Origin of the sequence: Rhizobium zaerense, from assembly GCF_051810725.1 — a bacterium.
Taxonomy (GTDB): domain Bacteria; phylum Pseudomonadota; class Alphaproteobacteria; order Rhizobiales; family Rhizobiaceae; genus Rhizobium; species Rhizobium leguminosarum_I.
Window position 1 is genome coordinate 4,558,181 of sequence record NZ_CM132690.1, and the last position, 14,274, is coordinate 4,572,454.

The 14,274-nt window shown below is 58.2% G+C and carries 3 protein-coding genes; 2 read left to right on the forward strand and 1 reads right to left on the reverse strand.

Annotated features, from left to right (window positions below):
* Positions 1-65: 65 nt before the first annotated feature.
* Entirely contained in the window at positions 66-3,476 is a 3,411-nt protein-coding gene (gene hsdR / locus ACS4RR_RS22685; RefSeq protein WP_456189437.1) for a type I restriction-modification system endonuclease, read from the reverse strand.
* Between the two features lie 465 nt (positions 3,477-3,941).
* On the opposite strand from hsdR, the gene ACS4RR_RS22690 reads away from it, so the two are divergent.
* Positions 3,942-11,330: a sacsin N-terminal ATP-binding-like domain-containing protein gene (locus tag ACS4RR_RS22690; RefSeq protein WP_456189438.1), complete on the forward strand. Its 7,389-nt coding sequence runs from the start codon at positions 3,942-3,944 to the stop codon at positions 11,328-11,330.
* Positions 11,320-13,941 (forward strand): DEAD/DEAH box helicase, encoded by a 2,622-nt coding sequence (locus ACS4RR_RS22695; RefSeq protein WP_456189439.1) that lies wholly within the window; start codon positions 11,320-11,322, stop codon positions 13,939-13,941. Before ACS4RR_RS22690 ends, ACS4RR_RS22695 begins: the two co-directional genes overlap by 11 nt.
* Positions 13,942-14,274: the final 333 nt, after the last annotated feature.

The window sequence follows — 14,274 nt, forward strand, 5'->3', positions numbered from 1 at the left end:
CGGATCAGGGATCGTGATTGCGGTTGTAGCGAGCGGTGGCTCTTGGTCAATGCAAGACCGGCGGTTCAGGCGGCGGGCGGCGCCCAGATCGCTTCGTTGAAGGCGTGCAGGACATCATCCAGCTCGCCATCGAATTCCTGCGAAATGCGCTTGAAGCCACCCTTGTCTGCAAAGACACCCTGGTCGAGTAACGTCGGATCAGCCACCGGCTTGTCCTTCAGCGCGCGGCCGATCCGGCGTAGCCATTCTTTCTGCTTCTGAGTCCAGGGGCGTGATGCCTCGATTTTCAGGATCGCGTTGTCCACGCGGGTCGCGTACGGAATGAGCGGGTCACCGAGTGCCGCCTGACGGACGAAGCCAATGATGTGCGCGGCAATGTCGGCATTGCGGGCCTTGCCGTAGGCGGCGCGCAGCATTGCCTCGGAATAGTTCTTCCCGTCGAGCAGGCCTGCCAGTTCCGACAGTTCCTTGCGAGTCAGATCGCGCGGCCGCTGGGTGACGGCAATCAGAGCCGGAATCTGGTTCATGTTTTCCCGGACGAAGCGCTCGAAACCGGTGATGTAATCCTCCGGCGCGGTGTTCTTGCCGAAGATTTCCTCGATACGCAGCAACTCGTCCTCATGGGTGGAGATGACCACGCCATCATTGCCGCTGCCGTTGCGCACCGGGCGGCGCTCCAGAAGTTCGACCACGCGTGGATGAGACTTCAGCCAATCCTGCAACTCGGTGCCGGAATGGGTGGCAAGGCGCTGCACGGCCATTTCCGGCGTCTCGCCCGTGTGCCGCTCGAAGCTCTCCCGGGTTTCGGCATCCATGCGGCTTGCCATTGCGCGCATGCGGACGATCACCTGACCCGCGACCCAGCTCTTGTCCTCGTCGGTCTCGGCTTTGTCGAGGTCGGTGACAAGCTGGCCGAGCGAGATATCCGGCTTGACGACGACGGGGCGCATATCCGTCATCTCCTGCAGCTCGGCATAAAGGTCGACGGCATCGAAGATGCGGAAATGTTCCTTGCCGATCTCCGGGCAGAGCCGAGTAGCACGGCCGATCATCTGGTCGTAGAGGATGCGGCTCTTGACCCTGCGGACAAAGACAAGATTGCAGATGCTCGGCACGTCTATGCCTGTTGTCAGCAAATCGACGGTGACAACGTACTTCGGATAGGGATCGTTCTTGAACTTCAGGATCAGGTCGTCCGCCTTATCGACGTTGCCGGTGATCTTCATCGCCATGCCGTGCGGCACAGCGTCGTTGCCATATTCTTCCTGCAACTCCTCAACCAGGAGACGGACGATGTCATCCGCATGGGCATCGCGGGCAGCGAAGACCAACGTCTTGCCCGGTTTCCCCGGCGGTATCTCTGTGGCGATCGCCCGGCACACGATGCGGTTGAACGCCTCCGAGTAAACCCGTTTGTTGAAATCGGCGACGTCATAGTCGAGCGAGACTTCATCCGGGAGCTCGAAAAGGTCGATCTGCCCAGTGGTGCGGTCAATGATCTCGACCTCTTCGCCACCCTCAAAATGAATGCCGGCTTCCGAAAGCGCCGTGGTGATGCGCTTTGGTGGCAGGTGATCGTTGAGATAGCCTTCGACGACAGCCTGACGGTAGCCATAGTGGAAGACTGGATGGCCGAAGATCTCGCGGGTATGAAGTGCGGGCGTCGCCGTCAGCGCCACCTTCACGGCATCGAAGTAGTCGAGGATCTGGCGATAGGCGGACTGGTAGTCATCCAGATTGCGGAAGCCGATATCGCTTTCACGCAGTTCCGCGTCCAGCGTGTAACCGCGATGCGCTTCATCGACGATAATGCAATCGAAGGTGCCAGGCGTCGGGCGCTTGGCCGGATCAGGTTCGTTGAGGATGCGTGCGATCAGCGACTGGACGGTGGCGACCTGCACCTGATCCTCGTCCTCCGGAACCTTTTTCTCCAGCCCGGCAACCTTGTAAATCTGGGCGAAGTTCAGCATGCCTTCGATCTCGGTCGTTTCCAAGGCGTCGCTTGTCTGTTTACCGAGCGCCTTTCGATCAACCAGGAAGAGGATACGGCGGAAGCGCTTATGCTTCAGCAGGCGGTACATCAGGGCAATGCTGGTGCGCGTCTTACCTGTCCCGGTTGCCATGGACACGAGGATATCGCGTTGGCCAGCGACGACCGCATTCTCAATCGCCGCGATTGCGTCCTCCTGGTAGGGACGCATCCTGCCCTTGCCAAAACTTTCCTCGGCAAGGCCCTGGGCGGCGGCGTCAAGATCCGTCGCGAGTATGTCGAGAAGATCCCTGGGGGAGAACCAGGTCGTCAGCGGCCGCGGATGATTGGTGTCGCGACGCAGATCGCAGAACCAGATGCCTGATTTGGTCTGCCACTGGCGCACAAAAGGGCGACCATTGGTGGCGAAAACGAAAGGCACCCGGAAGGGATCGGCCAGTCCGTGCTTCCAAGGACCGTCCGCGTGGTCATGTTCCGGGGCGAGAGCGATCGTGCGGGCATAGCGCTCTGCTTGCTGCAGGGTGGAGGGTACATCCACGCTCTCGCGCTTCGCTTCGATCACACCGACACAGGTCAAGCCGATGAACAGCGCGTAGTCAGCACGTCCACCGTCCGACGGCCATTCGGCGATAGCAAGGTTCCTGCCGTCCTCCGGGCGAGCGCCCTTCTGATAGGCGAGAGTATCGCTGTCAACCTCCCACCCGGCATCGCCGAGCTGGACATCAATCAGGCGGCGGGTCTGTCGTTCATCGAGCTCAAGGCGGCTGGCCGCCTGCAGGCCGGCCTGCTTGAATTCCATTTGCAATTGCTGCGGCTGAGCCTCGGCGTGCCTCTGCAACTCAGTCAGTTTGCGAGCGAGTTCGGCCTGATTGGCCTCCATCTCGACAGCCGTCTGTTCCCAGACCGCGCTATCAGCGGCGGCCTGACGGGCAAGCTCCTCGGCAGCGGCTCGTGCCTTTTCCAACTCCTCACCAGAGGCATGTGCGTCAGCAAGCCGTGACTCGGCCTCTCGAACTTGCCTACGCAAAACTTCAAGTTCGGTCCACGTGTCCTGGTCCAACTCTTGCGAAGACTTAGGCGGCACAAAAGGGCCAGGCTTGAAATTCGGGTCACGACCATATGTGCGGCGATACCAGATACCGAGGGAGCGGCAAAACTTCAGCGCGGCAAGCGCTTCCGCGGGTGAGCCACCGAATTCGTGGTTTGCCTGGTTGCCGGCCTTTCGTACAGCATGAAAAATGTCGGTCACTTCGCGAGGAAGCACCATCTGGCTTTTCAGGCGGCCGAGGAGATCGTTGGCGGACTCGCGATTGGCGGCGTCATAGACACCCGACAAGGCTGCGATTTCCTTGATCATGTATTCGCCGAACTGACGACTTTTGATCAGCGAGGTATTCGCGTCTTCTGCAAAGAAGCGCTCGGCGAGCACGCCAAGCCGGTGAAGCTCAGGGCTAAGCTCCTTGAGATGACCAAAATTTGCCGACAATGCCCCACCCAATGCTTCGTATCGCCCCGGCGGACCATGACATACGTTTTGGAAGCAGGCAAACTAGAGTTGTCGAGTCTGGGAGACTTGCGATCGATGCGTTCTGGGCTATGGCTTGCGGATATTATTTCCGCGGCCCGTGGCCTGAATGGGCCAGCGGCTCTCCTCGGACCGGCATATGGTTTCAAAGATGTGTCGCGTCACCAAAGCTACTTTGCAGTGCCGCTTGCGGTACCCTGAGATAGCTAGCCGCCCTGTTCCGAACACAGGTTCTTTCTTCCGAGATCAGCTTTTGCGCAGCTCAAGTGTCATACGGCGCGGTGGCGGTGAGATAATCGCGGACATTCTGGACGGAGTTGGATCGGGGATCTTGAGAAGATTGCTATGTTCGTGTCTGTTGATTGAATATTCCCTCGTTGCTCGCCCTTTAGTAAGACTGTCCAAAATCCGGAACATCAAAAGAATATGTCCAATCTGATCACCCCACCCAGGGCCATATTTCGGCAGATCCAGGCAAATCTCAAAGATCGCTATTCTTCAGGTTTTCCGGTACTCAAGGAGCTGATCCAGAATGCTGAGGATGCCAAGGCGACAATAGTTCACTTTGGCGCTCACGAGGGCTGGCCAGAAGCAATCAACCCTCTGCTGCGGGTGCCGGGTCTGCTGGTTTCAAACGATGGCTCCTTCGCCGAAAAAGATGGTCGTGGCATCCTATCCTTTGCCGACAGTGCGAAGGGTGAGGATTCCAGCAGCATCGGGCGTTTCGGCTTCGGTCAGAAGGCGGTTTTTCACCTTTGCGATGCCTTCATCGTACATGCCTTCGGTCATGAAGTGCCATTTTCCGAAGTCATTAACCCCTGCCTCGACGTGATCGAGAACACAAAGGCAGCCACATGGGATGCAATTGTCCCCGAAGATCTCGCTTTGCTGCAAAAGGCCTCGTCGGCGATTGAACGGGGTCTGCTACTTTGGATTCCTTTGCGGCACGACGATATCCTGCCGGCCCCGAAACTCGCCTTCATCGACAGCCGGCCCAAGCTCGAGGAACTGATCTCAGGGTTCCTTGAGAACCGCGCCGAACTGCATTTGACATTGGCGGGCCTGCGGCATCTCGATCGTATCGAACTTTGGCATGGCGAGGTGCAGCTCATCGGCCTTTCACGCGATCAAGTTGCGCCCCGAATGATAGGTTTCGACCCAGCCGGCGGCATGCGCCCCCTCAGCTTCAGAGGAACGATCAGCGAGGTAGGTACCGATCCATCGACATATGTCGGGCGCGAGACGTCTGGGGGGCAGGCCTCACTCGACGCACTGCGCAGCTCGGACCGCTGGCCACAATCTCCGGTATTCACCAGTCTTGGCGAGGAAATGTTGCCTGAGAAGGCCGAGGTGCATGCTGCTGTTGTGCTCACCGACCGGGTCAGCGGTATGGAAACCTTGGTTGATTGGGCAGTTTTCTTGCCGGTGACGAACGCCGTGCGACTCCCAACCGAACGAGCTTGCGTGCGTCTGATGCTGCATGGCTATTTCTTTGTCGATTCGGGGCGCCGTTTTATCGAGGGTTTCGATTCCTCAAGCCCTCCCACGGGTTCTGTTCAGAGTGAGTGGAATGCACTGCTGCGCGACGAGGTTCTCCTTCCGCTGGTGCCGGCTGCGATCTTTGACGCATTCGAAGCCGGGATGCTAGCGGACGATGAGCTTGCCACGTTGTTGCGCGCCATCGAGCGTAGTGGGTTTGGCCGAACGCACCGTCGTGCCATCGCGTCGCAGCACACGCTCGCCCGAATGTTAGTGGAGAACGAAGGCAAGATCTCTACGAACTGGCGCTTGCTTCAGGCGGATGTCGAGTTGCGCTGGGTACCCGCTGCGAATGCGCGCGGAAAATTCGCTTTCCACGATATACTTCCCAGCATTATCCGATGGGCACATGAGCGCGACCTCGCGCTCGCAACACGTCCTGCTGTGCTCAGCCGGATCGATCCTGCTTGGAAGCCGGACGAGATCGAGGCGTTGCTTGCGGAGCTGTCCCCTCGTGTTTTCCTGCAAGGTGGAAACGCCGCGGCCCTGGCAGAACTACTGGAGGCTGTAGTAGGGCAGGATGACCGACTGCGGGAGGCGGCCGGGACCCGCTTGCTGGATCTTCTGCGCAAAGCCTTGATGGAAAATACGAGCCTTGCCAATGAGGAGGATCTTCGAGCGATACTCGGGTTCCTGCAGCAAAGCCAAGTCATCGCTCTGCCAAAATCAGCAGGCCGCTCTCGTAGCGTCTTGCGCAGCCTTGCCACAGTATGGGATGCCCCGCTTTGCCTGTGGGCGGAATTGCTACCGCCCGGCGCCGAGCGGCGAAACCTGAGCCCTGCCGAGGCGGTGGCGCTTCTACAAGCAATTAAACCGCTTCTGGAGCGGGCGAACGATTATGAGGCTGCCGGAGCGGCTGCCCTTTGCATTGTGAAACTTCTGGGTCGACAGCTTTCAGCACTTCTGGAGGATGCGAGGTTCCGGCATCTTCACATCTTGCGGGCTACAAATGGCAGCGGCTTGGCAAAACTTGTAAGCCTAAGCGATCTGGCGACAGCATCGCGGGATCGACGGCTGTTTCGCGATAGCCCCCAATCGCAGCAGTTGGTAAAATCACTCTATGAAGCCGCGCCAGACCGCGGGGCCTTGATTGTCCGCAAGGCCGAAGCGGACCTGCTCGAAGAAATCGGAGAGCCGTTCGTCTTTGCCGATTCCTCCCGCGAGAACTTCGCCAGACTGATTTTGCGAGGTGAGGAATTCGGTTCCCTTGAGGCGCGCGCTAAATATCTGCATAGCCATTTCACCGAGGCGCCGGAAGCACGCAGGGCGATGCGCAGCATGGCTGCGGGACAGAACTGCGATGACGGCGCTAGGCTTTGTGCGCTTAGCGACAGCATGGGCCCCCTTGCCACCGTGGCAGAGGAGCTTATCGCTGGTGAACACGGCAGCCTGCTTGTCGCTCCCGAAATACTGATCGGTCTCAACAAGCGGCAACTGCAGCTAATCGATATCCATGAGATCAAGGGCGCCCAACTAGGCGATTTGCTGTGCCGAAACATAGACAAGCTGACATCGCCGGTTCTGCAAGATGAAACAGCGCTCGCTCTTTTGCAATCAGATGTTCCCGACGATCATTTGCGCTACCTGCCGATATTCCCGTCAAGAAACGGGCGCAAACTTGTCGCAGCCAAGATTTGGAAGGTTGGGCAATATTCCACGGTTCCGGCTGCGCTTGCCGAGCAGGTGCCGATACTTCGACGTCTCGGACATGCTGAAAGCGATGCCCGTATGGAGCGACTCGTTCGGCCATGGACGCCAACGGCACTCATCGACGTCGCGCTTCAACAGCCGCTACCGCAATCGTTCGCGAAAGAAATTCTAAGGGCGCTTTCGCATGGCACAGATCCTTCGCCGAAAGCAATTCAGAGTACGAAATGGCTTACCGACAAACGAGGGAACTCCTGGGCCCCGGAGTATATTCTCGACCTACCGCAGGATATCCTGAACGCTGCGCGCCAGACACTGGCCCAAAACAGCGAGCTTGCCTTTCTACCCCTCGATGAGCTGTCGTCAGAAATTTGCGACCCGGATGCGATTGAAACGCTTCGTAAGCTTAGAGTTTTGCCGGATGGAAATGGCTCGCTTGAGCGGCTGCAGCTTCTTATAGACGAGACAAAGCCCGTCGCCCTGATAGGCGATGGTGATCAGATCGTCGCTGACCTCAAGACGCTTGCCTGCAGTGGCGTTGAACTTGGCTTACCGGGATGGCCGCTCCTTGCAGGGCTCTTGCGGTTCTCAGACGCGCCGCCGGAAGGACTTCTGCGATCCTTCGGCAAGGTAAGGAAAGGCGACAAGGACAGCGCTGGACGATTTCTGGCTGCCTTGGAAAAGCAGATCGACAGTCCGAAGTTGAATGGCGCAGCCTGGTCGGTCTGTCGAGAGGTATTCAAAGACATCGGCCAATGGGGCGAAGCGGAGAGGCACGAGGTATTTCAACATATCCGGGTACGAACGGAGGCAGAGACCTGGGAAGAGGGTGGCAAAGTCGCTCGTGCCGGTAGTGGAATAGCCCCTATGCACCTTTTGCATCGCGATCTGCGTGAATTTTTGCCGCCAAGCGATGCAAATGAGATCGGACGTCTGCAACAGGACGCCGAGAAGGACGAGAGGCAAGTGCAATCCGGAAGCAGCTTGGCAATCAGCCTCAAGCCGATCCTTCGCTTTGCAAGCTCTGAAGTGCCTCCGGATATGCTTCTTCTACTCATTGGCCTGGTGGAGCGATCGGAGCCGTTCAAGGCTGTTGCGCGTGAGTGCCTGTCGGTCGTGGACCAAGACATCACACGTGTATGGAGCATGATTGATCATCGTGTTTACGATCATTTCTCTCCGGAACCGGGAGCGCTGACACTAGCCGGCAGGCGTAGTGCGCGACGCGTTCGCTTCGAATCGATACAGACTCCCCCAAATATGATCGAGATCGAAACGATCGCTGGGACCATGGCCAGGTTGCCAACCGGTGAGCTAAAGGCATTGGGAGTGCTGGGCGGTGTACAGAACAGTTTGCGGACGATCTGGACGGGCGAGCGAAACGTCCGCGAGTATAGGCTTAAGATAGCAACGTTCACAGGAACACGTCCGACTTCAGCCGACGCAAAGGCACTGTGCCTGTCGCTGGCCGAAGCACTGATCGGTGATCGAAGCAAGCAAGCGCGCTGCTTTGACGCCCTCGACAGGCTTGCCGATGAATGCGACCGTCTGGAGCAGTCTACAGTGGACGCGGCCAGGGCGGAACTTGAGGACCGCCTGCCGCAAGTGCTGGACGAGTTGAAGCCGCAGCACGGGTCGGGGCTTTGGAGTGCCCGCAAGGCTTACCGAGACAAAATCGACTCCATCCCCGTGGGAAGAAAGCAGGAAGAAGTCCGGCAAGCTGCAAAACATGATCTGTGGGACAAGGTAGGATCCTCGAACAATGCCGCTGAACTTCTCGCAGCCATCCGGCAGCGAATCGAAGACTACGGCTACGATCCCTCCCGCGTTCTGTTCGAACTCTTCCAGAATGCGGATGATGCAGCTCTGCAGCATCCCGCTCTATCTGAGGGCCGGTTCCGGTTGACGGTTCGAGATGACCGCATGAACGTCAGCCATTGGGGCCGTCTGATAAACCACCCCGGCCCGGACGTGGAGGAAGGGAATAAGAAGGGCTGGCGCAGCGATCTTTTCAATATGCTGCTGATGAACCTCTCGGAAAAGCGCGAGGATGTGACTGGTCGCTTCGGACTGGGGTTCAAGAGCGTCCATCTGCTTTCAAGCCGGGTTTCGATTGCAAGCCATTTCGTTTCCTGCCGGATCAATGGCGGGATGCTGCCCGAGGCCTGGGCAGAGGGGCGTGAAGTGTCGGTGCGGCTGGCAGCGGAAGGCCGCCCTGCGACGGTGATCGACGTGGAAATTGACCCTGAGCGGCGCGAGGATGCTTTGCAGGCGTTCAAGGCTTTTCAACAGGCTGTTTCCTGGTTGCCTGCGATGGGTCGGGCGATCCGCTGTATAGAGATCGACGGGCATGGTGAATGGCGCGTCGAACCTGTCCACCTGGATGCCAAGGGCATTGCGCTGATGTCATTCCGTGGGCGAGGGTCTGGTCATGCTCTTGCACTCGACCTTGGCGATGACACGATCCTTTTCGTGCCTCTCAACATGCAGGGGCCAACACCTGCGCCGAAGGAACTGCCACGCCTATGGCTGCTTGCTCCGCTTGCAGAAGCGCTTCGCAGCGGCTGGCTGATGAACGGGCGGCGTTTCCGGGTCGATCCCGGTCGTGGCAGGCTGGCGGGGAGCGAGTCCGAGCACGAAGCAATGTTCACCGGATTTGGGCGAACGCTCGGTGCGCGCCTTGTCGCACTTTATGATCTCGTCTCACGCGATTGGGCGACCCTGTGTGGAGCCGCCGGGTTTTCGGACAGGTCACAAGATAGCGGCCCCGCAAGCTTTGTGCGTGCTCTCGGCGAGTTATTCGAATTGGATCAGTCTGACCCACTCGCTAGGCACCTGCACGCGGCCGATCGTGGCTTTGGCCGGTTGATTGCCGATCGTCCCGCTCTTGCTACTGGTTTGCCCCAGCCGTTCAGTTCCTTCTTGCGCGTGGATGAGGCACGCTTCGTGGTGATGGGGGTACTTTCGGACTCGAGGGTACTGATGTCACTGGATGGCTGGCAGGCGATTGAGATCATCGGGCAATCCGCAATCTCCGCCAGTGTCGCTGGGAAAATTGAGAAATTGGGCTTTGGTTGCCCACCGGCCTTCAGGCTAGTCGATCTGCTGCGCCGTGAAGTTGGAGAAGCGAAGCAAGTGGCTCCGGATACTGCGCATCGCATTGGTGCGCTGGTCAACGAAACGCTCATGAAGTCGGCCGACAAAGAGGAAGAAGCCGACATTCTGGAGTTTCTCTCAAGCCTCAAATTCCTGATGAGCAACGGTGTTTGGCAGAAGGCAGCGTTGCCCCCACGTACAGCAAAAGACGGTGATGAGGAGGAGCAGCGCATTTTGGATTTTGCGCCAGAAAAGCATCTGGCTGAACGAGGTTACATTGGCAACGCATTGGCGCTTTACCGGCTAGCAATGAGACAAAGCGGCTTTCAGCGCGGAGCAGAAGCGCTGGCACAATGGGCTAACTCAGCCAATAGCGATGCCCAGAAACAAGCTGTCCTAACCTATATTCTTGAGGGCAGACAGGACGGCAAGTTGGGTAAGTTGTTGGCCCGCGATCGCCCCGACTGGCTGCCCGAAACCTCCGATGAATTTCGCACCAGTGCTCTCGGCAAATCAGTTCCTCCCGAGGATTTGCCGCGACTTCTCGGAATACTCTACCCTGCGGAGCAGCGCCTGCTCTGGTCTGGCGTGGTTCAACCCGCGCTCTACGAGGAGAAAGAGAAAGAGGCCAACCCGCAAGGTTTTCTTCGGCGCCTGCACGACTGGTGGAATAAAAACCACCAGGAAGAGCGGAAGGCTTATGAAGCGACGATTTACCCCTCCGAATTTCATCCTCGCCAGCTTGCCGCACAAGAAGCGGATGAGCAGCGCGAAGGTTGGTTTACGTTCTTCGCACTTGCGATCTTTCGCACGCTAGGGCGCACGCAAGATGGCGCCCACCGCAACTTCATCATCAGGGCGCGACAGGCGGGTTGGTGGCAGGAGATGGCGCGGGCGAAATTGCCCGCCAATCCAGGACCTTGGCTACGGAACCTAGAGGACTTCGCCAGCCCGAATGTCTGGAAAATCGAGTATCCGCAATGGCGGAGGGCTCTCGCCGATCTTTATGTACTGGCGCGCTGGCTGCCGGACTATGTCGATGCCTATCGCAATCTGCCCAAGGTCTTGCGGCAAAGGGGAGCGATCTCTTTGAGGGATGTCTGGCGTGTGAGTGCATCCGAAATATGGCAACCTAGGGGCCTCGAAGGTGCACCACTGACCCAAAGCCTGGGGCTTGGGGCCAACTGGCTAATTCGCGAAGGGATGCGTGCCGAGCTCTGGGGCGACCGCGATAGGCGTCTGCTCATCCCGTATGGATGGGCGGCCTCCGGACGGGTTCGAAACCTGTGTCGCAACCACATCGGCTATGATCTGGGAGAACCAGGGGACATGGAGCTTTCTCGCGAGCTTCATGATGTCATAACAAGCCACCTTGGCCAGGATGCTGATTTCTTGGGCGACCTGGATCTACCCATGCAGATCGTCAGTGATACCCGGAGGGAGGCTGTACTGCTGATGCTTGCAGGATCCGGCGGGCGCTCTGACACCCATTTTGAAGACGAATTGATGGAGCCCGACTACTATGAAGCTTGAGCCGGATCAGCTTGTCCGCCATGAGATGCATGGCGAAGGGTTTGTGGTGACCGATCTTGGTCCGACTGTTGTTGTCCGGTTCGACACCGCGATCCAACAGGTCGAGCGCGCAAGTCTCAGTTTGCAACGATCGCTCAACAGCGCGCTGCGAGCGGGTCAAATGGACGACAGCCTGGCTGTTCTGTGTCGAGCGCAGGCCCTTGCCATATCTTCAGTCAATGACCAGTGGGGGGTGTTTTCACGCTCTCGGGTGCAATTACTGCCGCATCAACTCTGGGTTTGTCGGCAAGTGACACGGCAATGGCCAATCCGCTGGCTGGTCGCCGATGATGTCGGCCTTGGCAAAACCATCGAAGCAGGGCTGATCCTCGAGCCATTGATCGCCTCAGGCAGGGTCCGGCGGGTGCTTGTTCTCGCGCCGGCGCGTCTGGTGCCGCAATGGCGAGCCCGGATGAAGACGATGTTCGACATCCGCCTGCAGGAATACACCGCCGACAGTGATCGGGGCCGCATCAGCTTTTGGGAGACGGCGCAGCAGGTCGTCGCGTCTTTCCACACGCTTCGCATGGAGAAACCGCGTAAACGGTTGCTTCAGGCCGAACCCTGGGATTTGGTCATCGTAGACGAAGCACACCATTTTCAGGCGCAGGAGCGGGCCGCGACATTGACCTACGGCTTGCTGAGCGAGCTTGCAAATGCGGGCAGGATCGGATCGCTTGTTCTATTCACCGGCACACCGCATCGCGGTAAGGACTTCGGCTTTCTTGCACTTATGCAGCTTCTGCGGCCTGATCTCTTCAACCCGGAGAAAGAGATGGCCGAACAGCTTTCCGCCCTCCCACGGGCCATGATTCGCAACAACAAAGCACTTGTTACGGACCTTGAAGGGAACAAGCTTTTTCGTCCGGTTGAGACCCGCGCCGTCGATTACAGCTATTCCGAGGCTGAAGAAGCCTTCTATCACACGATGAGCGAGTTCATCCTGGATGGTCGGGCCTATGCGGCAAGCCTTTCAGGTCGACAACAGACTGCGAGGATGCTCTTGTTGATCGCGCTGCAAAAACTGGCGGCCAGCTCGATCTCTGCCATCACCCGGGCATTGCGACGCAGACGTGCCATGCTGGTCAGCACGGTGCTGGACGCCGCCTCCAGCGATACGGCCGATCCCGAGACACTCGACGAAATCGCCGAGATCGAGGAAAGCCGGCCCGGTCAGATTGCCATCCTACTAATGCAGGATGAAATCGCGCGTCTGGATGAAATCATCGCCCTGGCGGATGAGATAGCGGACGAAACTAAAATCGCAACGCTGCTCGACCTAATCGAGAACGAACTTCCGGAAGGCGAGCCGGTACTCTTGTTCACGGAATACAAGGCCACGCAGGCGTTGGTTCATAAGGCGCTGGAGGCTAGGTTCGGCAGGGGCTGCGTAGGCTTCATCAATGGCGACGAACGTCTTGTTGTTTCCTCCGCCGATGGCGTGGAAATCACACTGCCGCTTTCGCGCGACACCGCCGCGGATGATTTCAACGCCGGTCGGACCCGCTTCCTCATTTCAACGGAAGCCGGCGGAGAGGGCATTGACCTTCAGGAACGCTGTGCAGTGCTTGTTCATGTCGACATGCCGTGGAACCCTATGCGGCTGCACCAAAGGGTTGGCCGACTCAATCGATACGGGCAGAAGCGTGCCGTTAGCGTATTCTTGCTCCGCAACCCCCGAACAGTCGAGGCGCGCATCTGGGCACTCTTGCAGGAAAAACTCACGCGGATTCAGGCGACCCTTTCCGCTTCGATGGATGAGCCGGAGGATATTTCGCTACTGGTGATCGGCATGGCTGGCAATCAGTTCTTTGATGAGCTGTATGCGGAGGGGTCCTTACGCGGCGGAGACGGGCTTTCGGTTTGGTTTGATCAGAGCACCCAACAGTTCGGCGGGCGCGATGCCGTTGAAACCGTGAGAGCGATGCTTGGCAATGTCGCCCGTTATGATTTCCAGTCGGCAGGGGCTGAGATTCCCAAACTCGACCTGCCTGCCTTGGAACCTTTTTTCCGCAACGCCATGTCCTTAGCTGGCCGCCGGGTGATCAGAGGTGACGAAGGCCTATCCGTGGCAACCCCCGAGGTCTGGCGGGGAAGCCTTGAACTTCGTGACAGGTATGATGCGCTCACGTTTGATCGATTCATGCGTTCGGACCAGCCGCTATTTCGGCTTCTTGGGGTTGGACATCCGCTACTGGATCGCGCGGTCGCGGAAAGCACTGATCAAAAAGTATTTTTGACGCGCGTAGGTGGCATTTGTGGCCCCTTGGTCATCGCCCAGGTCGAGGACGAGATTACTGGAACGGGCGCGACCGTGCACCGGATCGTCATCGGTATTGAAGGGACAGGCAATGCTAGGTCGAGTGTACAGCGCGACTGGGAACTGCTTCTGCGGCTGAACAACCTGGAACCTGGTATGGACATAGCGACCCCACCGAGTGTTGCCGAACTCTTGGATCTTGAGGGGTTGTTTACGACATTAAAAACTCACGACACAATCTTAGAGCTTCCCTTCAGACGCCCGAAACTTCGGCTAATAGTCGCACTGCTTCCAGAGCGAGCGTCGGTTTGATGAGCATCGATATTCTGTCAGCAGCGCACCGGACGTCTGTCCAACAATGCGATCGATGTGGGTTCGGCGAGCATATCCGCCTTAGAAGTTCTCGGCTACGCGGATGACCTAGATAGGGTCCAAAGCAGTCATGCACGCGAGATGGCCAGACGGCGACTTCTACCCCGAAAGCGGAAATTATTGCCGCTAGCCCCTGCTGTTGGCTGAGGCTCGAAGCCAGAGTGTTGATTCCACTGAGAGTTCTCAATGGAAATCAACACTCCAGCCGCTTTCCGCGCTTGGCAGCTCGTGAGATTTCTACGATTGCCGATCCACCTCGGTGTACTGGGTATC

Excerpts from the sequence above, each read along its gene's own strand:
- ACS4RR_RS22690 (WP_456189438.1), top strand. The coding sequence starts at position 3,942 with ATGTCCAATCTGATCACCCCACCCAGGGCCATATTTCGGCAGATCCAG.
- ACS4RR_RS22695 (WP_456189439.1), top strand. The coding sequence starts at position 11,320 with ATGAAGCTTGAGCCGGATCAGCTTGTCCGCCATGAGATGCATGGCGAA.